Raw genomic sequence first — 22,930 nt, 5'->3', positions numbered from 1 at the left:
GGGTGGGCACGCGTGTCCACCGGCGTGCGCACAGGTAACCTCGGCCCCATGGCCTCAAGTACGTCCGGCAAGGGTTCCCAGAGCACGGCGGGCACCGCGAAGGGCCGCACCGGCCGTACGACGGCGCCGACCAAGAAGGCGGCCCCGCGTAAGCCCCCCGCGAAGAAGGCCGCCGCGGCCAGGCGCCCCCCGGCGAAGAAGGCCGCCGCGAAGCCGGCGCCGTCGCCGAGCGGGGGAGTGGTGCGGCTGGTCCGCTGGTGCTGGCTCGGTCTCGCGCACGCCATCGGCGGCCTGTTCCGCGGCATCGGCAGGGGCGCCAAGAACCTGGACCCGGCCCACCGCAAGGACGGTGTGGCGCTGCTGCTGCTCGCCCTCGCGCTGATCGTCGCCGCCGGCACCTGGTCGAACCTGAGCGGGCCCGTCGGGGACCTGGTCACGATGCTGGTCACCGGGGCCTTCGGACGCCTGGACCTGCTCGTGCCGGTCCTGCTGGGGGTCATGGCGGCACGTTTCATCCGCCACCCCGAGCAGACCGACGCCAACGGACGCATCGGCATCGGCCTGTCCGCCCTGGTCATCGGCGTCCTCGGGCTGGTGCACATCGCCTGCGGGGCGCCCGGCCGGGACGAGGGCACCACCGCCATGCAGAACGCGGGCGGACTGATCGGCTGGGCCGCCTCCAAGCCGCTGATCTTCACCATGGGCGCGCCGCTGGCCGTGCCCATGCTGGTGCTGCTGACGGTGTTCGGGCTGCTGGTGGTCACCGCCACCCCGGTCGCGGCGATCCCGCAGCGGCTGCGCCGCGCCGGGATCCGGCTCGGGGTGATCCAGCCCAACGAGTACGACGAGGGGTACGGGGACCGGCACGAGGGCTCCGACCGGCCCGGCCGGCACGACCGTCATGACGCCGAGCAGTGGCAGGCCCGCACCGGCGGCACGGTGGACGAGGCCGAGGAAGAGGCCCTGGCGCGGCGGCGCCGGCCCCGGCGGAGCGCCGCGCGGCCCGGCGGGCGCGAGCCGGACGCCGTCGACGTCGCCGCCGCGGCGGCGGCCGCGCTGGACGGGGTGGTCTACGGGGGGCTGCCGCCGAACCCGCTGGTCGCCGATCTCACCCAGGGCATCTCCGCCCGGGAGGAGGGGGCGGAGATCACCGCTCCGGTGCCGCCCGCGCGCGAGGAGCGGCCCGTCCCCGCCAAGGCGCCCGCCCCGGCCCCGGCCGAGGCCCCGGCTCCGGCCGGCGGGCTCGACGACGCCCCGCACGAGCGGACCTCGGCGGCCTCCGGGACGCTGTCGGTGCCGGACCTGACGAAGACCCCGCCGGCGGCCCAGCCGCTGCCGCCCCGGGCCGAACAGCTCCAGCTGCGCGGGGACATCACGTACGCCCTTCCCTCGCTGGAGCTGCTGGAGAAGGGCGGGCCCGGAAAGACCCGCAGCGCCGCGAACGACACGGTGGTGGCGGCGCTGACGAACGTGTTCACCGAGTTCAAGGTGGACGCGCAGGTCACCGGCTTCACCCGGGGCCCGACGGTCACCCGGTACGAGGTGACGCTCGGGGCCGCGGTGAAGGTCGAGCGGATCACGGCGCTGGCGAAGAACATCGCGTACGCCGTGGCCTCGCCGGACGTGCGGATCATCAGCCCGATCCCGGGCAAGTCCGCCGTCGGCATCGAGATCCCGAACACCGACCGCGAGATGGTCAACCTGGGCGACGTACTGCGCCTCGCGGACGCCGCCGAGGACGACCACCCCATGCTGGTCGCGCTCGGCAAGGACGTCGAGGGCGGCTACGTCATGGCCAACCTCGCCAAGATGCCGCACGTGCTGGTCGCCGGGGCCACCGGCTCCGGCAAGTCCTCCTGCATCAACTGCCTGATCACCTCGATCATGGTGCGGGCCACCCCGGAGGACGTCCGGATGGTCCTCGTCGACCCCAAGCGGGTCGAGCTGACCGCCTACGAGGGCATCCCGCACCTGATCACGCCGATCATCACCAACCCCAAGCGGGCCGCCGAGGCCCTCCAGTGGGTGGTGCGCGAGATGGACCTGCGCTACGACGACCTGGCCGCCTTCGGCTACCGGCACATCGACGACTTCAACCAGGCGATCCGGGACGGCAAGATCAAGCTGCCGCCGGGCAGCGAGCGCGAGCTCAACCCGTACCCGTACCTGCTGGTGATCGTCGACGAGCTCGCGGACCTGATGATGGTGGCCCCGCGCGACGTCGAGGACTCGATCGTCCGCATCACCCAGCTCGCCCGCGCGGCCGGCATCCACCTGGTGCTCGCCACCCAGCGGCCCTCGGTGGACGTGGTGACCGGCCTGATCAAGGCGAACGTGCCCTCGCGGCTGGCGTTCGCTACCTCCTCCCTGGCCGACAGCCGCGTCATCCTGGACCAGCCGGGCGCGGAGAAGCTGATCGGCAAGGGCGACGGGCTGTTCCTGCCGATGGGCGCGAACAAGCCGGTCCGCCTCCAGGGCGCCTTCGTCACCGAGGACGAGATCGCCGGGATCGTCCAGCACTGCAAGGACCAGATGACGCCCGTCTTCCGGGACGACGTCACGGTCGGGCAGAAGCAGAAGAAGGAGATCGACGAGGAGATCGGCGACGACCTGGACCTGCTGTGCCAGGCGGCGGAGCTGGTGGTCTCCACCCAGTTCGGCTCCACCTCGATGCTCCAGCGCAAGCTGCGGGTCGGCTTCGCCAAGGCGGGGCGGCTCATGGACCTGATGGAGTCCCGCGGGGTCGTCGGGCCGAGCGAGGGGTCCAAGGCGCGCGACGTGCTGGTCAAGCCCGACGAGCTCGACGGGGTGCTCGCCGTGATCCGCGGCGAGGAGGTCCCGTAGGGCGCCGGGAGCCCCCCGGGACACCCGTGTCCCGGGGGAAGCGGAATCCCCGGGGGACCCGGGCGGCCCGCTAGAACGGGGGTCCGGCCGCCTCACCCGACCGAATGGGATCGTGGCCGGATCGTCACCGGATCCGGTGGCAACCGTTTCCCTTGGGCGTGCGTCAAGTTGAGGGAGGCACCGGCGGCCGTTCCCTCGCCATTCGGATGGCGTAGGAAGCGGACCCTCCGGTTGCCCCACCCTTTCGTCACCCCCCTAGACTGGACATCCAGCAGGTGGCTACACGCTCGAAAGGCGCCCTTGTGTCCATCGGCAACTCCAACTCCCCCGAAGAAGAGCGGCCTTCGACCGACGCCCGGTCCGAGGACCGGTCCGAGGACCGCATCGTCGAGCGCTCCGTCGAAGAGCCGTCCATCGGGACGACCCTGAAGAAGGCCCGGATCGCCGCCGGGCTCACCGTCGACGAGGTCAGTTCCACCACGCGCGTGCGCATCCCGATCGTGCACGGGATCGAAGAGGACGACTTCACGCGGTGCGGCGGCGACGTGTACGCCCGCGGCCACATCCGTACGCTCGCCCGCGCCGTCCACATCGACCCGGCACCCCTGGTCGAGCGCTACGACGCGGCTCACGGAGGCCGGCCGGCGCCCACCCCCGCCGCGCCGATGTTCGAGGCCGAGCGGCTCCGCCCCGAGCGGCAGCGGCCCAACTGGACCGCCGCCATGGTCGCCGCCATCGTCGCCGTGATCGGTTTCGTGGGTTTCACCGCCTTCGGCGGCAGCGACGAGCAGTCCAAGCGGCCGGTGGCGGAAGGTTCCGTCTCCCCGAAGCCCGCGCCCAAGCAGGCCGCGGGCAAGCAGCCGGCGGCGCCGACCCCGCAGGCCCCCAAGGCTCCCAAGCCCGAGCCCTCGGACAGCGCCATCGCCGCCGCCCCCAAGGACCTCGTCACCGTCGTCCTGACGGCCGACTCCGGCGAGAGCTGGATCTCCGCGAAGGACCACAGCGGCCGGCTCCTCTTCGACGGCACCCTCGAACAGGGCGAGTCGAAGACCTTCACGGACAAGGAGTCCGTGGACCTCGTCCTCGGCGACGCCGGGGCCGTCAAGCTGTTCGTGAACGGCAAGGAGATCAAGGAGAGGTTCGAGTCGGGACAGGTCGAACGTCTCACCTACACCAGGGACGACCCGCGCCAGGGCCAGGCCCAGGCGGGCTGACCAGCACGGAATAAGAAATTCCAGATCCCCGGGATCCCGCGCGGCGGCCGCCGCCGGCCCCGGGGATCTTGTCGTGGGGGGACTTGCGGCGGGGGCGGGCGCCGGGACGAAGTAGTCTTGAGTCCATGCCCGAACGCCGTACCGTCGCCCTTGTCACTCTTGGCTGCGCCCGTAACGAGGTGGACTCGGAGGAGCTCGCAGGCCGCTTGGCGGCGGATGGCTGGGAGCTCGTCGAGGACGCCGCCGACGCGGACGTAGCCGTCGTCAACACCTGTGGCTTCGTCGAAGCCGCCAAGAAGGACTCCGTAGACGCCCTGCTGGAAGCCAACGATCTCAAGGATCACGGCAAGACCCAGGCCGTCGTCGCCGTCGGCTGTATGGCCGAGCGCTACGGCAAGGAACTCGCCGAAGCGCTCCCCGAAGCCGACGGAGTCCTCGGTTTCGACGACTACGCCGACATCTCCAACCGCCTCCAGACCATCCTCAACGGTGGCAGCGTCGAGGCGCACACCCCGCGCGACCGCCGCAAGCTGCTGCCGATCAGCCCCGCCGAGCGGCAGAGCGCCGACGTGGCCCTGCCCGGCCACGCCCAGGCCGCCGAGGAGCCCGCCCCGGCCCCCGCCGACCTGCCGGACGGGCTCGCGCCCGCCTCCGGGCCGCGCGCGCCGCTGCGCCGCCGCCTGGACAAGAGCCCGGTCGCCTCCGTGAAGCTCGCCTCCGGCTGTGACCGGCGCTGCTCCTTCTGCGCCATCCCGTCCTTCCGCGGCTCCTTCATCTCGCGCCGCCCCAGCGACGTGCTGGGCGAGACCCGCTGGCTCGCCGAGCAGGGCGTCAAGGAGGTCATGCTGGTCTCCGAGAACAACACCTCGTACGGCAAGGACCTGGGCGACATCCGCCTGCTGGAGACCCTGCTGCCCGAGCTGGCCGCCGTCGACGGCATCGAGCGCGTCCGCGTCAGCTACCTGCAGCCCGCCGAGATGCGGCCCGGTCTGATCGACGTGCTCACCTCGACCCCCAAGGTCGTCCCGTACTTCGACCTGTCCTTCCAGCACTCGGCCCCCGACGTGCTGCGCGCCATGCGCCGCTTCGGCGACACCGACCGCTTCCTGGAGCTGCTGGACACCATCCGCTCCAAGGCCCCGCAGGCCGGCGTCCGGTCCAACTTCATCGTCGGCTTCCCCGGCGAGAAGGAGTCGGACTTCGCCGAGCTGGAGCGTTTCCTCACGCACGCCCGCCTCGACGCCATCGGCGTCTTCGGCTACTCCGACGAGGACGGCACCGAGGCCGCCGGCTACGAGGACAAGCTGGACGAGGACACCATCGCCGAGCGGCTCGCGCACATGCAGCGGCTCGCCGAGGAGCTGACCTCGCAGCGCGCGGAGGAGCGGATCGGCGAGACCCTGGAGGTGCTCGTCGAGACGGTCGTCCCGCTCGACGAGGCGGAGGAGGGCGAGGGCGCCTACGGGCGTGCCGCCCACCAGGCCCCCGAAACCGACGGCCAGGTCGTCTTCACCGACGGCGCGGGCCTGGTCCCCGGCCGCATCGTCACCGCCAAGGTGGTCGGAACCCTGGGCGTCGACCTCGTCGCCGAGCCCCTGGGCATGGAACTCGAGGAGGCGGCCGGATGACCGGAGTCCCGGCATCGGCGGCGGGCGGGACCGGCCGCCGGCCCACGCCCGGCACGAAGCTCGGGACTGCGGCCGTCAACCAGGCCAGCCTCTGGAACATCGCCAACATCCTGACGATGATCCGGCTCGTCCTCGTGCCGGGATTCGTCCTGCTGCTGCTCGCCGACGGGGGCTACGACCCCGTCTGGCGGGCGCTGGCCTGGGCGGCCTTCGCCGTCGCCATGATCACGGACGTGTTCGACGGGCACCTCGCCAGGACGTACAACCTGGTCACGGACTTCGGGAAGATCGCCGACCCCATCGCCGACAAGGCGATCATGGGGTCGGCGCTCGTGTGTCTCTCCTGGCTCGGGGACCTGCCGTGGTGGGTGACCGGGGTGATCCTCGGGCGCGAGCTCGGCATCACGCTGATGCGGTTCTGGGTGATCCGGTACGGGGTGATCCCGGCGAGCCGGGGCGGCAAGCTCAAGACCCTGGCCCAGGGCACGGCGGTGGGCATGTACGTGCTCGCGCTGACCGGGCCGCTGGCGACCATGCGGTTCTGGGTGATGGCCGTCGCCGTCGTGCTGACCGTGGTCACCGGTTTGGACTACATCCGGCAGGCCGTGGTGCTGCGCCGGGCCGGACTGGCGGCGGAGCGGGCCTCGAAGTGACATACGGGACGGGGGACGTGCCGGAGGCCGCGGAAGCGGCGGAAGGTGCCGCGGGGGCGGCGGGGGTGGCCGAGGACGTGCTGAGGCTGCTCGCGGAGAGTGACCAGACGCTTGCGGTCGCGGAGTCGCTGACTGGTGGAATGGTGGCCTCCGAGCTGACGGCCGTGCCGGGGGCCTCGCGGGCCTTCCGCGGCTCGGTCACGGCGTACGCCACTGAACTGAAGCACCGTGTCCTCGGGGTGGACGCGGAGCTGCTCGCGGCAGAAGGCGCGGTGAACGCGCAGGTCGCGGAGGAGATGGCCGCCGGTGTGCGGCGGGTGCTGGGTGCGTCGTGGGGGATCGCGACGACCGGAGTGGCCGGACCGGACCCCCAGGACGGGCAGCCGGTGGGCACCGTTTTCATCGCCGTGGCGGGTCCGGCGGGCAGGAAAACGGCCCGGCTGCGGTTGAACGGCTCCCGTGCGGAAATCCGTAGGGAGAGTGTACGGACAGTGCTCGAACTCCTCTCGAGCGAACTCCGCGAGAATCTGCGGGGGCAGGATACGGAACAGAACGGGGGGATTTGATGTTTGCAGCCCTGAGTGAACACGACATCGCTCCCCGCACGGCCGCGGCGCGAGGCGGTACGGTGGGGCGTGAAGGTTACGGCTACACGGTCAGAGGAGGGAGCCACCGATGATTCTGCTCCGTCGCCTGCTGGGTGACGTGCTGCGTCGGCAGCGCCAGCGCCAGGGCCGTACTCTGCGCGAAGTCTCCTCGTCCGCCCGAGTTTCGCTCGGCTATCTCTCCGAGGTGGAGCGGGGGCAGAAGGAGGCGTCCTCCGAGCTGCTCTCCGCGATCTGCGACGCGCTGGACGTACGGATGTCCGAGCTGATGCGCGAAGTCAGTGACGAGCTGTCGCTGGCGGAGCTCGCGCAGTCGGCCGCCGCGAGCGAACCGGTGCCGGCACCGGTGCGCCCGATGCTCAATTCGGTCTCCGTGGCCTCGGTCACGGGCGGACCCGAGCGGGTGACCATCAAGGCACCCGTGGAAGCGGTGAACGTCGTAGCCGCTTGAGCGTGCCGACGGTTATGTGAGCGTGGCGGGAGCCCCGGGTGGTGCGAGAGCACCGGCCGGGGCTCCTTGCCGTTCCGGGAGCCCGCGGGGGCCGCTGCCGGGCGTTCTGGGTGCGGGGGTGCGGAGGGTGCGGGAGGATGGGCCCGTCCGGGAACCGGCCCTGCTGGGAGGTCGCCGTGCGGCGGTTACTGCGCATACCTGTGACGGTGCCCTTCGTGGCGGTGGCCCTCGCCCTGGCCGTGGCGGTGCTGTGGTGGTGGGCGGTGCTGCGGCTGGCGCTGGCGCCGGCCGAGGCGGGCCCGGTGGAGGGCGCCGTGGCGATCGGCGGCTGGGGCCTGGGGCTGCTGCCGGTGCACTGCGTGCCGGGGCCCCTGCGCGGGGCCGCCGGGGAGCGGTCCGGGTCCGGGGCTACCAGGGCATCGACACTCCGCCGTTCGGGCGCAGGATCTGGCCCGTCATGAAGGACGAGGCGTCCGAGGCCAGGTAGAGCACGGCCTGGGCGATGTCCTCGGGCTCGCCGACCCGGCCCAGCGGTGACATCCGGACCATGGCCGCCTCCGTCTGCTGCTGGACCTCGGGGCCGTGGCGGCCGGTCATGGGGGTGCGGATCCATCCGGGGGCGACGGCGTTGACGCGGATCCCGTGCGGGCCGCTCTCGGTGGCCAGGGTCTTGGTGAGCTGGACCACGGCGGCCTTGGAGACGCTGTAGCAGAGCAGGCCGGGCTGGGCGGCGTCCACGGCGCCGGAGGCCATGGTGACGACGGAGCCGGGGCGGCCGGCGGAGATCATCGCGCGGACGGCCTCCTGGCAGGTGTGCAGGACGCCCTTGAAGTTGACGTCGAGGATCCGGTCGAGGTCCTCGTCGGTGGTGTCCAGAACGCTGCTGGTGTGCATGACGCCGGCGATGGCGGCCGCGATGTCCAGGGGGCCCGCGGCGGCGACGGCGGCCCGCAGGGCGGCCCGGTCGGTGACGTCGAGGGGGTGGGCGGTGGCGGAGCCGCCGTCCTTGGAGATCAGGGCGGCGGTCTCGGCGAGGCCCCGTTCGTCGCGGTCCGCGCAGTGGACGGCGGCTCCGGCCCGGGCGAGGAGGAGGGCGGTGGCGCGGCCTATGCCGCCGGCGGCTCCGGTGACGAGCGCGGTGCGGCCGGTGAGGTCGTACGTGGCGATCGGTGTGGGCATGCCAGGACCGTACGAGCGGATCTGACGGGGCGTCAACTGCCCGGGTGCTCCGGGATCGGGCCGGACTGGCAGCCGGGGCACCAGTAGGTCGGCCGGCCGTCCTGCGGGGCCTCCCGGACGGGGGTGCCGCAGCGCAGGCAGGGGCGGTGGGCGCGGCCGTAGACGAAGAGCTCCCGGCCGGGGCGGCGGCTGCCGGTGGTGTTGCGGGCGCCGCCGTGGCCGGTGTTCGCCGCCAGCAGGCGCCGGGCGGCGGCCGCGATGCGCGGGAGGGTGGCGGCGGGGTCGGGGAGCGAGCCGACCGGGGTCCAGGGCGTGGCCCGGGCGAGGAAGCAGAGCTCGCACTTGTAGATGTTGCCGATGCCCGCCAGGTTGCGCTGGTCGAGCAGGGCCTCGCCGAGGGATCGGCCGGGGTCGGCCAGGAGGTTGGCGGCGGCGCGGGCCTCGTCCCAGTCGGGCCCGAGGAGGTCGGGGCCCAGGTGGCCCACGGCCCGGGCCTCGTCCGCGGTGCGCAGCAGTTCCAGTACGGGGAGCCGGTAGCCGACGGCGGTGGTGGCGGCGTTGGACAGGACGGCCCGGATCTCGTGGGAGGGGCCGCCGCGCCACTTCTCGCCGGGGTCGAAGAGCCTCCAGGAGCCGTCCATGCCCAGGTGGCTGTGGAGGGTGAGGCCGCCTTCGAGGCGGGCGAGGAGGTGCTTGCCGCGGGGGGTGACGTCGAGGACGGTGCGGCCGGTGAGGTCGGCGGTGGCGAAGCGGGGCACGCGCAGGTCGGCGTGGGTGAGGGGCCGGCCCGCGAGGGCGGCGTGCAGCCGGGCCGCCGCGCGGTGGACGCTGTCTCCTTCGGGCATGGGGCCATTGTCGGGGCGGGGGCGTCCGGTGGGACCTCGCGGACATGCAGGGGACGCGCGGAACCCCCTGGGCGGGGTGGCCGCCGCAGGGGGTTCGCGGATCAGGAGGGGTGAGGGCCGGGGCCGCTCATCACTTCCAGGTGAGGCCCTTCTGCGGCGGGGAGGCCAGGTTGTTGTACGGGTCGCCCCAGTACAGGGCGCCGGAGACCTTGGTGCCGGTCGGTGCCAGGGCCACGGCGCAGGAGTTCTGCGACTGGCCGTTGGTGAAGCCCTTCGGCAGCGACTCGCTCGGGCACTTGTCGAACTTGCCGGCGATCAGGAGGACGTCGGACTCGCTGCCGCCGTCGAGCAGGCCCTTCATGTGGCCGACGGAGGTGAAGGACAGGTCCGTGTTGCCGGTGTTCTTGACCGTGTAGCGGATGTAGAAGGGGGTCTTGCCCTTCACCTTGTCGGGGGCGATGTTCACCGCGGCCAGGTCGGACGGGTTGCCCGCGTCGATGCCGGTGACCGTGATGGCGAGCTGGCCGCCCTTGTTGCTGCCGTAGCTGAACGGGACCGTGGCCGCCTCGCCGATCTTGAAGGACTGGCCGGACTTGGCGACGGCGCCGCCGGCGGCACCGCCCGGGGCGGCAGAGGCGCCCGCCGAGCCGTCGTAGCCCGTCGAGGAGCTGGGCGCGGCCGGGGAGACCGGCTGGGCGGAGGAACCGGCGGAGGCGGCGGCGGACGGCGCGGCCGGAGCCGCCGGGGTCTCCTCGATGCCGTCCTTGCAGCCGGTCAGGACGAGGGTTCCGGCGACGGCGAGGCCGGCCGCGGCGAGGGTGGTCCTGCGCATGCTGTTGGAGCTCACTGTTCTTGTCCCCCATGAAGGGGCACCGCCGAGCGCGGTGCCTGTGATCACCTTTGATAAGCCACGGATAAGCGCCGGGGCCAGCCCTGGAGCCCCTGTGGAGCGGCTGGCAGCAGTTTCGTGACATGCCCAAGACATACGTGTCCGGGCCGAGACCGGGCCGGGTCCCCGGGCCAGGGGTCCCCGGCCCCGGGCCCGCGCCGTCAGCTGCGCAGCCGCAGCCCCCTCGGGGTGGCGTGGAAGCCCGCCGCCTCCAGGGCCGCGCCCAGCGGGGAGGTCAGGGCCGCCGCCGCGTTGATCCGCTCCACCGTCAGCGCCGGCAGGGTGCCCGCCCGGGAGCCCGCCGCCAGCGCCGCCACGGCCGCCTCCAGCCGCGGGTCCCCCGGCTCCGGCCAGGCCAGCAGGGTCTTGCCGCCGCGCTCCAGGTACAGCACCAGCTCCCCGTCGACCAGCACCACCAACGAGCCCGCCTTGCGGCCCGGCTTGTGCGAGGCGCCCGCAGGGGGCTCCGGCCAGGGCAGGGCCGCCCCGTACGCGTTCGCCGGATCGGCGGCCGCCAGCACCAGCGCGGCCAGCGGCGGCGGGTTCTTCTCGGCGGCCCGGAGCCGGTCCACGGCGCCGTCCATCGCGAACTGGGCGGCGCCCAGCCCCTCCACCACGTACCCCCGGCGGGCCTGCCCGCTGTCCTCGAACGCCGACAGCACCCGGTAGACCGCGCTGAAGCCGCCCTCGACACCCTCCGCCGCAACCGCGCCCCGGGTGACCACCCCGTGCCGGTCCAGCAGGGTGCGGGCCAGGGCGTGCGCCCGGTGGGTCGGGTCGGGGGCCCGCTCGGGCAGCAGCGACCAGCGGCCCGACACCGTGGGCGGGCCGTTGCGGGACACCGTGGCGCTCAGGCTGCCGTACCGGCCGCGCGGCACCGTACGCCGGGCGCGGTGCGCGGTGGCGCCCGCCGTACGGCCCGAACCGAGCAGGGAGCGCAGCGGCGCCAGGGTGTCGTTCGTCAGCCGGCCCGACCAGGCGAGGTCCCACAGCACCTCGGAGAGCTCCAGGTCGGAGGCTTCCGGGTGGCGGGCGCGGACGGCCTGGGTGATCTGCCGGAAGAACAGGCCGTACCCGCCGGACAGGCTCTCCAGGACCGCCTGGTGCAGCGGGCCCGCCTCCAGCGGATGCGGATCGGGCAGCAGCAGCGGAGCCGCGTCCGCCAGGTAGAGGCAGACCCAGCCGTCCTTGCCCGGCAGCGACCCCGCACCCGCCCACACCACCTCCCCGGTGCTGGTCAGCTCGTCCAGCAGCGTCGGCGAGTACCCCGCCACCCGGGAGGGCAGCACCAGCCGCTCCAGCGCCGAGGCCGGCACCGGCGCGCCCTGGAGCTGCTCCACGGCGCGGGCCAGGCCGTCGATCCCGCGCAGGCCCCCGCCCAGGTGCTGCCACTGGGGCAGGAAGGTGGCCAGCGAGGCCGGCGGGACCGGCTCCAGCTCCTGGCGCAGCGCCGCCAGCGAACGCCGCCGGAGCCTGCGCAGCACCGTCGCGTCGCACCACTCCTGGCCGATGCCCGCCGGATGGAACTCGCCCTGCACCACCCGGCCCGCCGCCGCCAGCCGGTGCAGGGCGCCCTCGGTCACCGCCGCGCCCAGCCCCAGACGGGCGGCCACCACCGCGGTGGTGAACGGCCCGTGGGTGCGCGCGTAGCGGGCCAGGAGATCGCCGAGCGGGTCCTTGACCGGCTCGGTGAACGCCTCCGGCACCCCGACCGGCAGGGCCGTGCCCAGCGCGTCCCGCAGCCGGCCCGCGTCCTCGATCGCCGCCCAGTGGTCCTCTCCGCCGATCCGCACCCGGATCGCCCGCCGGGCCGCCTCCAGCGCCCGCGGCCAGGCGGGGTCGGCGCCGCGCGCGGCCAGCTCCGCGTCCGTCAGCGGGCCCAGCAGCCGCAGCAGGTCCGCGACCGACTCGGCGTCCTTGGCGCGCCGCTCCTCCGTCAGCCACTGGAGTTCCCGCTCCAGCTCCTCCAGCACCTCCGCGTCGAGCAGCTCCCGCAGCTCCGCCTGCCCCAGCAGCTCCGCGAGCAGCCGGGAGTCCAGCGACAGGGCCGCCGCCCGCCGCTCGGCCAGCGGCGAGTCCCCCTCGTACAGGAACTGCGCGACGTAACCGAAGAGGAGGGAACGGGCGAACGGCGAGGGCTCCGGGGTGGTCACCTCGACCAGCCGGACCCGGCGCGCCTCGATGTCCCCCATCAGCTCGGTCAGGCCCGGTACGTCGAACACGTCCTGCAGGCACTCGCGCACGGCCTCCAGCACGATCGGGAAGGAGCCGAACTCCGAAGCCACCTGGAGCAGTTGCGAGGCGCGCTGGCGCTGCTGCCAGAGCGGGGTGCGCTTGCCCGGACTGCGCCGGGGCAGCAGCAGGGCGCGCGCCGCGCACTCGCGGAACCGGGAGGCGAACAGGGCCGAGCCGCCCACCTGGTCGGTGACGATCCCCGATACCTCGCCCCGGTCGAAGGCCACGTCGGCCGCGCCCAGCGGGGCCTGCTCGTCGTCGAACTCGAACGGCGCCGGCCGTGCCGGGTCGTGGTCGAGGAGGTCCATGGAGAGCAGGTCGACGTCCGGCAGGCGCAGCACGATCCCGTCGTCGGCGTGCATCACCTGGGCGTCCATGCCGTACTTCTCGGCGAGGCGGGCACCCAGCGCCAGCGCCCACGGGGCGTGCACCTGGGCGCCGAAGGGGGAGTGGACCACGACCCGCCAGTCGCCCAGCTCGTCCCGGAACCGCTCGACCAGGATGGTCCGGTCGTCCGGCACGTGACCGCAGGCCTCCCGCTGCTCCGCCAGGTACGCCAGCACGTTGTCCGCGGCCCAGCCGTCCAGGCCGGCCGCCAGCAGCCGCAGCCGGGCGTCCTCGTCGGAGAGCGCGCCCAGCTCCCGCAGGAACGCGCCGACCGCGCGGCCCAGTTCCAGGGGGCGGCCCAGCTGGTCGCCCTTCCAGAACGGCAGCCGGCCCGGCACCCCCGGCGCGGGGGTGACGAGGACCCGGTCACGGGTGATGTCCTCGATCCGCCAGGAGGTGGTGCCCAGCGTGAACACGTCGCCCACGCGGGACTCGTAGACCATCTCCTCGTCCAGCTCGCCGACCCGGCCCCCGCCCTTCTTCGGGTCCGCGCCGGCCAGGAACACCCCGAACAGTCCCCGGTCCGGGATGGTGCCGCCGGAGGTGACCGCGAGGCGCTGCGCACCCGGCCGCCCCGTGACCGTCCCGGCCACCCGGTCCCACACGACGCGCGGTCTGAGCTCGGCGAACGCGTCCGACGGGTAGCGGCCCGCCAGCATGTCCAGCACCGAGGTGAACGCCGACTCGGGCAGTGCCGCGAACGGTGCCGCCCGCCGCACCAGCGCCAGCAGCTCGTCCAGCTGCCAGGTGTCCATGGCGGTCATCGCCACCAGCTGCTGGGCGAGCACGTCCAGCGGGTTGGAGGGGATCCGCAACGCCTCGATCGCCCCGGTGCGCATCCGCTCGGTCACCACGGCCGCCTGCACCAGGTCACCCCGGTACTTGGGGAAGACCACACCCGTGGAGACCGCGCCCACCTGGTGCCCGGCGCGGCCCACCCGCTGGAGGCCCGACGCCACCGACGGCGGCGACTCCACCTGCACCACCAGGTCCACCGCGCCCATGTCGATGCCCAGCTCCAGGCTGGAGGTGGCGACCACCGCGGGCAGCCGGCCCGCCTTCAGGTCCTCCTCGACCAGCGCCCGCTGCTCCTTGGACACCGATCCGTGGTGCGCGCGGGCCAGCAGTGGCGGGGCGCCCAGCGCGGCGCCCGACTGGGCCATGATCTCCGCGGGGGGCGGGGCGCCCTCGGCGAGCGGCCGGCCCGTGGCCCGCTCGTGGGCGATCTCGTTGAGCCGGTTGCACAGCCGCTCCGCGAGGCGGCGGGAGTTGGCGAACACGATCGTGGACCGGTGTGCCTGCACCAGGTCCGCGATCCGCTCCTCCACATGGGGCCAGATCGACGGCTTGTCGCCGCCCTCCCGGCCCTCGCTCGCCGGGGATCCCCCCAACTCGCCCATGTCCTCGACCGGGACGACCACCGACAGGTCGAACTCCTTGGACGAGGGCGGCTGCACGATCTCCACCCGGCCGCGCGGCGCCAGGTAGCGGGCGACCTCCTCCACCGGCCGGACCGTCGCCGACAGCCCGATCCGGCGGGCCGGACGCGGCAGCAGCTCGTCCAGCCGCTCCAGGGACAGCGCCAGGTGCGCGCCCCGCTTGGTCCCGGCGACCGCGTGCACCTCGTCCAGGATCACCGTCTCCACCCCGGACAGCGCGTCCCGCGCCGCCGACGTCAGCATCAGGAACAGCGACTCCGGCGTGGTGATCAGGATGTCCGGCGGCCGCGTCGCCAGCGACCGGCGCTCGGCCGCCGGGGTGTCCCCCGAGCGGATCCCCACCCGGATGTCCGGCTCGGGCAGCCCCAGCCGGGCCGACTCCTGCCGGATGCCCGTCAGCGGACTGCGCAGGTTGCGCTCCACGTCCACGGCGAGGGCCTTCAGCGGAGACACGTACAGCACCCGGCACCGCTTGCGCGCCTCGGCCGGCGGCGGCTGCGAGGCGAGCCGGTCCAGGGCGGCGAGGAAGGCGGCCAGGGTCTTGCCGGACCCCGTCGGAGCCACCACCAGTACGTCCGAGCCCTCCCCGATGGCCCGCCAGGCGCCCTCCTGCGCGGAGGTGGGCGTACGGAAGGCCCCCGTGAACCACGAGCGGGTCGCGGGGGAGAACGAGTCGAGCGCAGCGCCTGCCATGCCCCCATCGTGCACCCCGCCTCTGACAACCGGGCCCGACCTGCGTAAACGCCCCGCCGGGACGGGGCGCAGAATGAGGACATGGGGACGGAAGACGGCGGCGGCCGCGGCGAGTGGGCACGGCACTGGCAGTACCAGGAACTGCCCGGCCTGGACCTGCTGCGCGCCCACTACGTGCGCCACACCTTCCCCCGCCACGCCCACGACGGGTACGTCATCGCCGCCGTCACCGGCGGCATCGAGGAGATCGGCCTGCCCGGCGGCACCGTGCGGGCCGGGCCGGGCAGCGTGGTGCTGATCAACCCGGAGGTCGCGCACACCGCCCGCGCCGGGGTCCCCGAAGGCTGGGCGTACGCCACCCTGTACTCCCCGCGCGAGCTGATCGCCGAGGTCGCCGCCGAGATCTCCACCCCGCGCGGCACCCCCGGGTTCAACGCCGACATGGTCGCCGACGCGCAGGGCGCCCGGGCCATCACCGAGGTCCACCGGGCCGCCGAGGCCGGGAACGCGCTGGCCGCCGACACCCTGCTGCGGGGCGTGGTGGCCCGGATGCTCAGCCGGCACGCGGGCCCGCTGCCCGCCCGCCCGGTGCGCGGCGCGGGCGCCGCCGACGCCGAACGGGCCCGGGCCGTGCTGGAGGAGCGGATGGCCGAGCCGCCGTCCCTGGAGCAGCTCGCGGCCGAACTCGGCACCAGCCCCTTCGCTCTGCTGCGCGCCTTCCGGGAGCGGTACGGGATGCCCCCGCACACCTGGCTGACCGACGCCCGCGTCCGCCGGGCGCGCCGCCTCCTCGACGCGGGCACCCCGCCCGCCGAGGCCGCCGTCACCGTCGGCTTCACCGACCAGCCGCACCTGAACCGGCACTTCACCCGCATCGTCGGCGTCCCGCCGGGCGCCTACCGCAGGGAGCGCGCCGGTTAGTCTCGGCCCATGGACGCCAGGGGACTTCGGGAGCTGTACGACACGCGGGTGCGGGGCCGGGTGTCCGAACCGCCCCCGGTAGGTGCCGTGGTGTGCCTCGACGGGCCCCTCGTGCGCACGCACTACGGCACCCACGGCACCGTCGGCCACCCCCCGCTGACCGGACCGCTGCCGCCCGGCCTGGTGCGCCGCCAGGCGGAGGCCTTCGCCGCGCGCCGCGAAGCCGCCCGCTGGAAGGTCCACGGCCACGACCCGGCCGGCCTCGCCGGGGAGCTGGAGGCGGCCGGGTTCGAGCCCGGCCCCGAACGGTCGGTCCTGGCCGCCGCCTTCGACGGGCTCGCCCCGCCCCAGGGCCCGCCCGCCGACGTGCGCTCCCTCGGCGCGTGGGAGGCCGATCCCGCCTGGTGGCCGCGGCTGCGGGAGCTGGCCGCCCGCAGCGGGCCGCACCCCGACCCGCTGGACGAGTTCGAGACCGAGGCCGCCTGGTGCGGCGGCTTCGGCGACGCCGCCGTGGTCCTGGAGGACGGCCGGCCCGCCGCCGCCGGCTGGGCCCGGGTGGTCCCCGGCACCGACGTGGTGGCCGTCGGCGGGCTCACCCCGTCCCCGGCCGCCGTCGACCTCGTCCGCAGCTGGCGGGGGCTCGGGGCGATGTACCGGTACGAGGGCGCCCGGTACTGCTGCGCCGAGGTGGCCGGGGAGACGCGTACGGACTTGCTCGCGGCAGGGTTCACCGAGGTGACGACCGTACGCACCTTCACCCTGGCCCCCGAGGGAGCTCCGGGCGCGGAGACCCGCCCCGTGCTGGGCCTCGGCGGGGCGCGGGAGGACGCGGTGTGGAACCGGCTGTGGGGCGAGTTCGGCTTCCGCACCAAGGTCGTGGAGATGCCCGGCTTCGCCCCGCCCGCCCCGTCCGCCACCTGGCCGCTCGGCGACCCCGTCGAGGAGCACACCCGCCCGGTGGAGCGAGCCGTCCGGGCCGCGCTGACCGCCGCCACCGCGCCCGGGGACCGGCTGTACTGGATGGACTGGCAGCACCCCTGCTGGGACTTCGACCCGCACCGGGCCGGCCGCACCGGGCAGCCGCCCTGGCCGGGCTGGGCCTTCCCGAACGGCGACTTCTACCTCTACCTCGACCCGGAGCTGCGCTTCGGCACCTTCGGCCACCCCTGGGAGCCCAGCCTGACGGTGTTCGGGGCCCCGCTGCTCGCGGCCGCCGGGCCGGAGCTGACCCGGCTGCTCGGGGATCCGCTGCGCCGGCGGGACTGAGCGGGGCGCGCAAGAACGTACAAGACCCGTCCGGTCCTCCCCGCCTACGTTCGGGGCGTGGGAGAACATCAGATGGTGATACAAGAGGCCCCCGGCGGGGCCCCCGGCACGGTCGACGGCCGGCCGCGGGCCGCCGTCGTACGGGATTCGCTCGGGGTCGGCGTGGCCGTCGGGCTGTCGGGGTTCGCGTTCGGGGTGACCGCGGCCGGGGCCGGGATCAGCGTGCTCCAGGCCTGTGTGCTGAGCCTCCTCGTCTTCACCGGCGCCTCGCAGTTCGCGCTGGTCGGAGCACTCGCGGCGGGCGGCAACCCGTTCACCGCCGCCGCCGGGGCCTTCTTCCTCGGCACCCGCAACGCCTTCTACGGTCTGCGGCTGTCCCAGCTGCTGGCCCTGCCGAAGGCCGTGCGGCCCCTCGCCGCGCACTGGGTGATCGACGAGACCACCGCCGTGGCCCTGGCCCAGCCCGACCGCAGGTCGGCCCGGCTCGGCTTCACCGTGACCGGGCTCGCCCTCTACGTGCTGTGGAACCTCACCACCCTGCTGGGCGCGCTCGGCGCCGAGGCCATCGGCGACACCGCCGCCTGGGGGCTGGACGCCGCCGGGCCGGCCGTGTTCCTCGCCCTGCTCGCGCCGATGCTCAAGAGCACCACCGAGCGGGCCGTCGCCGCCCTCGCCCTGGTGCTGGGGCTGGGCTTCCTGCCGGTGCTGCCGGCCGGGGTGCCCGTACTGATCGCCGCGCTGGCCGCGCCCGTGGTGCTGTGGATGACGGGCCGCCGGTCGCCGGAAGGAGAGCGCTCGTGAACGTCTGGATCGCCATCGGGCTCACCGTCGCCGGATGCTACGCCGTCAAGCTCGCCGGACTCCTCGTGCCCGCCGGGGCCCTGGAGCGGCCCGTCGTGCGCCGGCTCTCCGCCCTGCTGCCCGTCGCGCTGCTCGCCGCGCTCACCGCCCAGCAGACCTTCAGCACCGGCCACGAGCTGGTCCTCGACGCCCGTGCCGCGGGGCTCGCCGCGGCCGGGGTCGCGCTGCTGCTGCGCGCCCCGTTCCTGCTGGTCGTCGGCGCCGCCGTGGTCGTCACCGCGGGCGTCCGGGCCCTGGGAGGCTGACCCCGCCGGGCCCGGCCGGGGCCCCGACCGGGCGCCCGTACGCCCGCAGGGTCAGCAGGGCCTCCAGGGTGGCGATCGGCCTCCGCTCCAGCGTGCTGCCCGGCGCCCAGGCCCGGCGGTGCACCGGCCAGCCGCCGTCGGGCTGCTGCTCCGCCGCGAGGAAGTCCAGCGAGCGCCGCATCTCCTCGTCGGTGAACCAGCCCCGGGCCAGCGACTCCGGCCGCCGCGCGTAGTCGTACGGGAACAGCCGCTCGCCCGGCGCGTAGCCGGGGGCGGTCGGGTACTCCGCGCGACGGTCCGGTTCGAGCACCGCCAGCCGCCGCTCGCGCACCAGCCGGCCCAGCCGGTCGGCGGCCGCCGCGGCGCGGGCCCGGTCGGGGGCGCCGTCCAGGAAGGCCACCGCGCTCTGGACCTCGTACGGGTGGGTCTGGCGCAGCGTCTCGACCCGCTCCCAGCAGAAGTCCGTGGCCCGGAACAGCCAGGCGTGCCAGATCCGGTTGCGGTGCAGGATCCCCACGACGGGACCGGTGGTCAGCAGCGTCCCGGGCGGGTCGTCGCACACCGGGTGGTACGGGGCGGCGGGGTAGTCCCGGGGGCCGGCCAGGACCAGCGGGAGCGCGCCCTCCGGGGTGGAGACCCGGGTCAGGTGGCGGCAGAGCCGCTCGATGCGCTGCCCGGAGCACCGGCCGAGGGCGTCGAGGATCCGCAGGGCGTGCGCGGTGTGCAGGGGCTGGCTCAGCGGGCCGCGCAGGTCGGGGTCGAGCGCGTGCCCGTAGCCCCCGTCGTCGCCCAGGTAGGAGCCGAGGGCGGCGTCGACCGGGTCGGGATCCCCGCCGAGGAAATGGAACGCGAACCGCCGCTGCTCCAGGACCCGGGCCGTGAGCCAGGTGAACCGCTCGGCACGGGCCAGCGGCGTGGCGGACGCGGGGGAGCAGGGGGCGGAGGTGGCCGTCTGGGCCGCCGGGCCCGGTGGGGCCGGGGCGGGAGCTTCGTCTCCAGGCATGCGTGACACCGTAGGGCGCGCGCACGGGGGCGCAGGGGAGCAACGGGGCGGGTGCACTCTCCGGGGCGGGATACTGGAGGCATGCGGTTGACGATTTTCTGGGAGCGGATGGCCGAGCACTTCGGCGCGGGATACGCGGACTCCTTCGCCCGGGACCACGTGATGGCCGAACTGGGCGGACGCACCGTCCACCAGGCGCTGGACGAGGGCTGGGAGACCAAGGACGTGTGGCGCGCGGTGTGTTCGGCGATGGACGTGCCGGCCTCGCTGCGCTGATGCGGCCCCCGCCCGCGCCGTCGCGGCGGCGGGTCCGTGGCCGGCTCCGGGCGTCCGCCGGGACCGGGGGGCTTCTTGATCGCCCGGCTTCGTGGTCCGGGCGGCCGTTGGGACAGACTGGGCCGCGTGGCAGCGACAGAAGAGACGACCGACCAGACGACGGGCGCGGCGGAGGGGGCGGCGGGTGAGCCGGCCGGTCCGGCGGCCGACGGCCCCGGAGCCGGTGCCCCGACGGCCCCCGCGGGCGCGGGCGCCGTCCCGCCCGGGACCGCCCCGGCCGGGGGAGAGGCGCGGATGCCGCGCTGGCTGCCGCGCGCGGTGGTCCTCGTACTGGCCCTCGTCGCCTGCTTCCAGCTCGGCAGCTGGGCCTTCCACCAGCTGATCGGGCTGCTGGTCAACATCCTGATCGCGTTCTTCCTCGCGCTCGCGATCGAACCGGCCGTGGCCAGGATGGCGGCCCGCGGCATGCGCCGCGGGCTCGCCACCTTCCTGGTCTTCCTGGGCGTGTTCGTCGCGAGCGCGGGTTTCCTCGCGCTGCTCGGCTCGATGCTCGCCGGGCAGATCATCGACATGGTCGAGGGCTTCCCGGGTTACCTCGACTCGGTGATCGACTCGATCAACCGGACCTTCCACACCGATTTCTCCCGGCTGGAGATCCAGGACAGCCTGCTGCACTCCCAGTGGCTCCAGAAGTACGTGCAGAACAGCGCCACCGGTGTGCTCGACGTGTCCGCCACCGTGCTCGGCGGGCTCTTCAAGCTCCTGACGATCTTCCTGTTCTCCTTCTACTTCGCCGCCGACGGGCCCAGGCTGCGGCGCGCGCTGTGCTCCGTGCTGCCGCCCGCCAAGCAGCGGGAGGTGCTCCGGGCCTGGGAGATCGCCGTGGCGAAGACCGGCGGCTACCTGTACTCGCGCGGGCTGATGGCACTGATCTCCGGCGTCGCGCACTACGTGCTGTTCGTGGTGCTCGACGTGTCGTACGCGCCCGCCCTCGCGGTGTGGGTGGGGCTGGTCTCCCAGTTCATCCCCACCATCGGCACGTACCTGGCGGGCGCGCTGCCGATGCTGATCGCCTTCGCCGACGATCCCTGGGACTCGCTGTACGTCCTCGGATTCGTGGTGGTCTACCAGCAGTTCGAGAACTACGTCCTGCAGCCGAAGCTGACCTCCAGGACCGTGGACATCCACCCCGCGGTGGCCTTCGGCTCGGTCATCGCGGGCACCGCCCTGCTGGGCGCGGTCGGGGCGCTCATCGCGATCCCGGCCGTCGCCACCCTGCAGGCCTTCCTCGGCGCTTACGTGAAGCGGTACGAGCTGACGGGCGAGGCGGCGGGCGGGTCGGCGGGCGGGGCTACTTCCCCTCGTCCGCGCCGAGTACGGCTGCGAGGACTTCGGTGACGGTGGCCTCGGCGGCCGCCTTGTCGAGGCCGGCGGCGCTGAGCGGGCCCTCGCCGTTCTCCAGCTCCAGGAGCGCGAGCAGGAGGTGCTCGGTGCCCACGTAGCCGTGGCCCAGGCGCAGAGCCTCGCGGAAGGTGAGCTCCAGGACCTTCTTGGCGTTCGCGTCGAAGGGGACGAGCTCGGGTACCTCCGCCTCGGCCGGGGGGAGGGCGGCGGTCGCGGCGGTGCGCAGGTCTTCCGGGGCGACGCCGCGGGAGGTGAAGACGTGTGCGGCCAGGCCCTCGGTCTCGCCGAGCAGGCCGAGCAGCAGGTGCTCGGTGCGGATCTCGGTGTTGCCGGCGGCGCGGGCCTCGTTCTGCGCGGACACGACCACGTTGCGGGCGCGGGGGGTGAAGCGGCCGAAGCCCGCGTTCGGGTCGAGGCCGGGGCCGCCGTCCTTGTCCGCCTTGGGGACGAAGCGCTTCTGGGCGGCCTGGCGGGTGACGCCCATGCTGCGGCCGATGTCGGTCCAGGAGGCGCCCGAGCGGCGGGCCTGGTCGACGAAGTGGCCGATGAGGTGGTCGGCCACGTCACCGAGGTGTTCGGCGGCCACGACGGCGTCGCTGAGCTGGTCGAGGGTGTCGGAGTGGACCTTCTTGATGGCCTCGATCAGGTCGTCGAGGCGCACCGGATTGGTCATGCGAACAGGTTCTGCCGAAGGGTTCGTCATGGGTGCAACCCTAGGTTGACAGCCCGAAGGGTGTCAACCTTTGGTTGTCACTCGGCCGTGCGTGGCTTCCGTATAGGGCTGTGATGCGGAGCATGCGTAGACCTGGCCCCCATGAGTGTGGACACGAGTGACACGCGTACGGGCCGGGCCGCGAGGGTGGCCGGCCGCCCTCGCCCGGCCCTCCCGGGCGCACTGGCGGGGCGGGCACCCGCGCCCGCTCCGCCCGCCCGGGCCACCGCCCTGCACAGCGGCGGGGTCGCGGCGGCCGCGCTGCTCGCGCTCGTCGGCATCGGCGCGCTGCTGCACGAGCCGGTGCTGATCCCGCCGATCGCGGCGAGCGCGGCGATCGTCTACGGGGTGCCCGCGCTGCCGCTGGCCCAGCCGCGCAGCGTCGTCGCCGGGCACCTGCTGTGCGCGGCGGTGGGCTATCTGGGGCTCGCCCTGCTGGGGGACGCGCCGTGGGTGGCGGCGCTGGGAGCGGGGGTGGCCGTGGGGGTGATGACCCTGGCCCGGACCCCGCACTCGCCGGCCGCGGCGACCACCGTGGTGGTGGTGCTCCAGGCGCCGGATCCGGTGGTGTTCGTACCGCTGCTGGCGGGGGCGGCGCTGCTGCTGGTGCTGGCCGGGACGGCCGCCTCGCGGGCCCGGCGGGGGGCGGTGCGCTACCCCGTGTACTGGTGGTGAGCCCGGGGGCGGAGGGGGCTGGGGACGAGGCCCCCTCCGCCGCCCGGGCCGTCGGGCGTCAGGCCGTGGGCTGGTTCTGACCCGTCAGCAGGCCGAGCAGCTGGTCCATCTCGCCGCGCCAGATGCGGTGCACGTTCATCCGGGTCGGCGAGGCCTGGCCGGGGAGCTGCATGCGGAAGGAGCTCCAGACGGCGTTGCGCTTGACCTCGGTGATGCTGCCGACGGCCTCGGCGGGCGATATCGCGAAGACGATCTCCTGGGGGCGGTTGCTCATCCGGCTCGCCTTGTGGAGCACCACGGCCTGCTCGGTGACGGTGACGAAGTAGTAGGAGAGGAACGCCTGGCCGATGAGGCCGAGCATGCTCATCAGCCACACGCTGGGGCCGGCGATGGCCTGGATCGTGACGATGGGCTTGTCGGCGGGGTTGGCCTGGGCGAGGGCGTCTGCCACCTGCTGCTGGATCGTGGCCTTCTTGACGGCCATGGGTCCTCCTGAGCGGAATTT

The 22,930-nt window shown here is 74.3% G+C and carries 21 protein-coding genes; 14 read left to right on the top strand and 7 right to left on the bottom strand.

Translation table 11 applies throughout. The features are described 5' to 3' along the window. Nucleotides 1-48: 48 nt before the first annotated feature. The 7 genes from OG553_RS07870 (at nucleotide 49) to OG553_RS07840 (ending at nucleotide 7,856) form a co-directional block, all read left to right on the top strand. Nucleotides 49-2,844, top strand: a complete 2,796-nt coding sequence (locus OG553_RS07870; protein ID WP_405978306.1) for a DNA translocase FtsK — start codon at nucleotides 49-51, stop codon at nucleotides 2,842-2,844. A gap of 302 nt (nucleotides 2,845-3,146) precedes the next feature. Then, on the top strand, nucleotides 3,147-4,058 hold the full coding sequence (locus OG553_RS07865) for a RodZ domain-containing protein (RefSeq protein ID WP_405978305.1): 912 nt from the start codon (nucleotides 3,147-3,149) through the stop codon (nucleotides 4,056-4,058). 125 nt (nucleotides 4,059-4,183) lie between these two features. Further along, the gene (gene rimO, locus OG553_RS07860; RefSeq protein ID WP_405978304.1) at nucleotides 4,184-5,686 is read left to right on the top strand and encodes a 30S ribosomal protein S12 methylthiotransferase RimO; all 1,503 of its coding nucleotides are present in this window, start codon (nucleotides 4,184-4,186) and stop codon (nucleotides 5,684-5,686) included. Continuing rightward, nucleotides 5,683-6,339, top strand: coding sequence for a CDP-diacylglycerol--glycerol-3-phosphate 3-phosphatidyltransferase (gene pgsA / locus OG553_RS07855; RefSeq protein WP_405978303.1), 657 nt, complete (start codon nucleotides 5,683-5,685; stop codon nucleotides 6,337-6,339). Before rimO ends, pgsA begins: the two co-directional genes overlap by 4 nt. A 17-nt stretch (nucleotides 6,340-6,356) precedes the next feature. Next, nucleotides 6,357-6,905 carry a CinA family protein gene (locus tag OG553_RS07850; RefSeq protein WP_405978302.1) on the top strand — a complete coding sequence of 183 codons (549 nt, stop codon included), beginning with the start codon at nucleotides 6,357-6,359 and terminating at the stop codon, nucleotides 6,903-6,905. Nucleotides 6,906-7,014: 109 nt separating this feature from the next. Then, nucleotides 7,015-7,395, top strand: a complete 381-nt coding sequence (locus OG553_RS07845) for a helix-turn-helix domain-containing protein (RefSeq protein ID WP_007266936.1) — start codon at nucleotides 7,015-7,017, stop codon at nucleotides 7,393-7,395. A gap of 176 nt (nucleotides 7,396-7,571) precedes the next feature. Further along, a complete protein-coding gene (locus OG553_RS07840; RefSeq protein WP_405978301.1) occupies nucleotides 7,572-7,856 on the top strand; it encodes a hypothetical protein in 285 nt (94 codons plus the stop codon). Here the strand turns inward: OG553_RS07840 and OG553_RS07835 are convergent. From OG553_RS07835 to OG553_RS07820, 4 genes are all read right to left on the bottom strand, one after another. Then, entirely contained in the window at nucleotides 7,804-8,574 is a 771-nt protein-coding gene (locus tag OG553_RS07835) for an SDR family NAD(P)-dependent oxidoreductase (protein ID WP_405978300.1), read from the bottom strand. The two genes, OG553_RS07840 and OG553_RS07835, sit on opposite strands and share 53 nt — an antisense overlap. A 32-nt stretch (nucleotides 8,575-8,606) precedes the next feature. Continuing rightward, on the bottom strand, nucleotides 8,607-9,419 hold the full coding sequence (locus tag OG553_RS07830; RefSeq protein ID WP_405978299.1) for an Fpg/Nei family DNA glycosylase: 813 nt from the start codon (nucleotides 9,417-9,419) through the stop codon (nucleotides 8,607-8,609). A 130-nt stretch (nucleotides 9,420-9,549) separates the two neighbouring features. Further along, nucleotides 9,550-10,266 carry a hypothetical protein gene (locus OG553_RS07825; protein WP_405978298.1) on the bottom strand — a complete coding sequence of 239 codons (717 nt, stop codon included), beginning with the start codon at nucleotides 10,264-10,266 and terminating at the stop codon, nucleotides 9,550-9,552. 203 nt (nucleotides 10,267-10,469) lie between these two features. Beyond that, nucleotides 10,470-15,062 carry an ATP-dependent helicase gene (locus tag OG553_RS07820; RefSeq protein ID WP_405978297.1) on the bottom strand — a complete coding sequence of 1,531 codons (4,593 nt, stop codon included), beginning with the start codon at nucleotides 15,060-15,062 and terminating at the stop codon, nucleotides 10,470-10,472. Nucleotides 15,063-15,143: 81 nt separating this feature from the next. Between OG553_RS07820 and OG553_RS07815 the strand changes: the two genes are divergently transcribed. The 4 genes from OG553_RS07815 to OG553_RS07800 all read left to right on the top strand — a co-directional run bounded on the left by OG553_RS07815 (nucleotide 15,144) and on the right by OG553_RS07800 (nucleotide 18,355). Next, nucleotides 15,144-15,983, top strand: a complete 840-nt coding sequence (locus tag OG553_RS07815; RefSeq protein ID WP_405978296.1) for an AraC family transcriptional regulator — start codon at nucleotides 15,144-15,146, stop codon at nucleotides 15,981-15,983. Nucleotides 15,984-15,992: 9 nt separating this feature from the next. Beyond that, complete coding sequence (locus tag OG553_RS07810) at nucleotides 15,993-17,249, top strand: DUF2716 domain-containing protein (protein WP_405978295.1); 1,257 nt, start codon at nucleotides 15,993-15,995, stop codon at nucleotides 17,247-17,249. Between the two features lie 72 nt (nucleotides 17,250-17,321). Then, nucleotides 17,322-18,050 carry an AzlC family ABC transporter permease gene (locus tag OG553_RS07805; RefSeq protein WP_405978294.1) on the top strand — a complete coding sequence of 243 codons (729 nt, stop codon included), beginning with the start codon at nucleotides 17,322-17,324 and terminating at the stop codon, nucleotides 18,048-18,050. After that, nucleotides 18,047-18,355: an AzlD domain-containing protein gene (locus OG553_RS07800; protein ID WP_405978293.1), complete on the top strand. Its 309-nt coding sequence runs from the start codon at nucleotides 18,047-18,049 to the stop codon at nucleotides 18,353-18,355. The genes OG553_RS07805 and OG553_RS07800 overlap by 4 nt, the downstream gene beginning before the upstream one ends. Here the strand turns inward: OG553_RS07800 and OG553_RS07795 are convergent. Next, nucleotides 18,324-19,358 carry a hypothetical protein gene (locus OG553_RS07795; protein WP_405978292.1) on the bottom strand — a complete coding sequence of 345 codons (1,035 nt, stop codon included), beginning with the start codon at nucleotides 19,356-19,358 and terminating at the stop codon, nucleotides 18,324-18,326. The two genes, OG553_RS07800 and OG553_RS07795, sit on opposite strands and share 32 nt — an antisense overlap. A gap of 81 nt (nucleotides 19,359-19,439) precedes the next feature. Here OG553_RS07795 and OG553_RS07790 point away from each other — a divergent pair, with 81 nt between their 5' ends. Beyond that, complete coding sequence (locus tag OG553_RS07790) at nucleotides 19,440-19,634, top strand: DUF3046 domain-containing protein (protein WP_125605242.1); 195 nt, start codon at nucleotides 19,440-19,442, stop codon at nucleotides 19,632-19,634. Between the two features lie 294 nt (nucleotides 19,635-19,928). Continuing rightward, a complete protein-coding gene (locus OG553_RS07785) occupies nucleotides 19,929-21,032 on the top strand; it encodes an AI-2E family transporter (RefSeq protein ID WP_405982987.1) in 1,104 nt (367 codons plus the stop codon). On the opposite strand, the gene OG553_RS07780 is transcribed toward OG553_RS07785, so the two are convergent. Next, nucleotides 20,986-21,711, bottom strand: coding sequence for a Clp protease N-terminal domain-containing protein (locus OG553_RS07780; protein ID WP_405978291.1), 726 nt, complete (start codon nucleotides 21,709-21,711; stop codon nucleotides 20,986-20,988). The genes OG553_RS07785 and OG553_RS07780 overlap by 47 nt on opposite strands. Before the next feature lie 141 nt (nucleotides 21,712-21,852). On the opposite strand from OG553_RS07780, the gene OG553_RS07775 reads away from it, so the two are divergent. Further along, the gene (locus tag OG553_RS07775) at nucleotides 21,853-22,425 is read left to right on the top strand and encodes an HPP family protein (protein WP_405978290.1); all 573 of its coding nucleotides are present in this window, start codon (nucleotides 21,853-21,855) and stop codon (nucleotides 22,423-22,425) included. 58 nt (nucleotides 22,426-22,483) lie between these two features. Here the strand turns inward: OG553_RS07775 and OG553_RS07770 are convergent, their stop codons facing one another. Then, a complete protein-coding gene (locus OG553_RS07770; protein WP_405978289.1) occupies nucleotides 22,484-22,909 on the bottom strand; it encodes a hypothetical protein in 426 nt (141 codons plus the stop codon). Between the last annotated feature and the right edge of the window lie 21 nt (nucleotides 22,910-22,930).

The sequence above is a fragment of the Streptomyces sp. NBC_00158 genome (genome assembly GCF_045160885.1).
Classification (GTDB): domain Bacteria; phylum Actinomycetota; class Actinomycetes; order Streptomycetales; family Streptomycetaceae; genus Streptomyces.
This window is presented reverse-complemented; position numbering and strand designations above follow the sequence as displayed.

Coding starts and splice junctions, on each gene's coding strand:
- OG553_RS07870 (WP_405978306.1), top strand. CDS start 49: ATGGCCTCAAGTACGTCCGGCAAGGGTTCCCAGAGCACGGCGGGCACC.
- rimO (WP_405978304.1), top strand. CDS start 4,184: ATGCCCGAACGCCGTACCGTCGCCCTTGTCACTCTTGGCTGCGCCCGT.
- pgsA (WP_405978303.1), top strand. CDS start 5,683: ATGACCGGAGTCCCGGCATCGGCGGCGGGCGGGACCGGCCGCCGGCCC.
- OG553_RS07845 (WP_007266936.1), top strand. CDS start 7,015: ATGATTCTGCTCCGTCGCCTGCTGGGTGACGTGCTGCGTCGGCAGCGC.
- OG553_RS07835 (WP_405978300.1), bottom strand. CDS start 8,574: ATGCCCACACCGATCGCCACGTACGACCTCACCGGCCGCACCGCGCTC.
- OG553_RS07830 (WP_405978299.1), bottom strand. CDS start 9,419: ATGCCCGAAGGAGACAGCGTCCACCGCGCGGCGGCCCGGCTGCACGCC.
- OG553_RS07820 (WP_405978297.1), bottom strand. CDS start 15,062: ATGGCAGGCGCTGCGCTCGACTCGTTCTCCCCCGCGACCCGCTCGTGG.
- OG553_RS07815 (WP_405978296.1), top strand. CDS start 15,144: ATGGGGACGGAAGACGGCGGCGGCCGCGGCGAGTGGGCACGGCACTGG.
- OG553_RS07810 (WP_405978295.1), top strand. CDS start 15,993: ATGGACGCCAGGGGACTTCGGGAGCTGTACGACACGCGGGTGCGGGGC.
- OG553_RS07805 (WP_405978294.1), top strand. CDS start 17,322: ATGGTGATACAAGAGGCCCCCGGCGGGGCCCCCGGCACGGTCGACGGC.
- OG553_RS07795 (WP_405978292.1), bottom strand. CDS start 19,358: ATGCCTGGAGACGAAGCTCCCGCCCCGGCCCCACCGGGCCCGGCGGCC.
- OG553_RS07790 (WP_125605242.1), top strand. CDS start 19,440: ATGCGGTTGACGATTTTCTGGGAGCGGATGGCCGAGCACTTCGGCGCG.
- OG553_RS07785 (WP_405982987.1), top strand. CDS start 19,929: ATGCCGCGCTGGCTGCCGCGCGCGGTGGTCCTCGTACTGGCCCTCGTC.
- OG553_RS07780 (WP_405978291.1), bottom strand. CDS start 21,711: ATGACCAATCCGGTGCGCCTCGACGACCTGATCGAGGCCATCAAGAAG.
- OG553_RS07775 (WP_405978290.1), top strand. CDS start 21,853: ATGAGTGTGGACACGAGTGACACGCGTACGGGCCGGGCCGCGAGGGTG.
- OG553_RS07770 (WP_405978289.1), bottom strand. CDS start 22,909: ATGGCCGTCAAGAAGGCCACGATCCAGCAGCAGGTGGCAGACGCCCTC.